The organism is Chryseobacterium sp. SIMBA_028, assembly GCF_046535285.1.
Classification (GTDB): domain Bacteria; phylum Bacteroidota; class Bacteroidia; order Flavobacteriales; family Weeksellaceae; genus Chryseobacterium.
Window position 1 is genome coordinate 1 of the sequence record NZ_JAWRWZ010000281.1, and the last position, 272, is coordinate 272.

At 65.4% G+C, this 272-nt stretch carries 1 protein-coding gene; it reads right to left on the reverse strand.

Annotation, left to right across the window (positions count from 1 at the left end; all coding sequences use genetic code 11):
* On the reverse strand, positions 1-272 hold a 272-nt coding region (locus SCA31_RS23465), incomplete at both ends, for a dihydropteroate synthase (RefSeq protein ID WP_410699423.1).

The window sequence follows — 272 nt, forward strand, 5'->3', positions numbered from 1 at the left end:
GGTCAGGCCGGACACGTCATTGATGATTGCCGCACCGGCCTCAACGGCAGCAGCCGCAGTGGCTGTGTGCATGGTGTCAATGGAAACCAAGGCACCGGCCTTCACCAGGGCAGCAATGACGGGCAGGACGCGCCGCTGCTCTTCCTCGGGCGAAACCGGCTCAGCGCCGGATCGGGTGGACTCACCTCCGACGTCGATGATGTCGGCTCCCGCGTAGAACATCCGCAAACCCAGCGCGATGGCTGAGTCCGGGGTCCTGTGGCTGCCGCCAT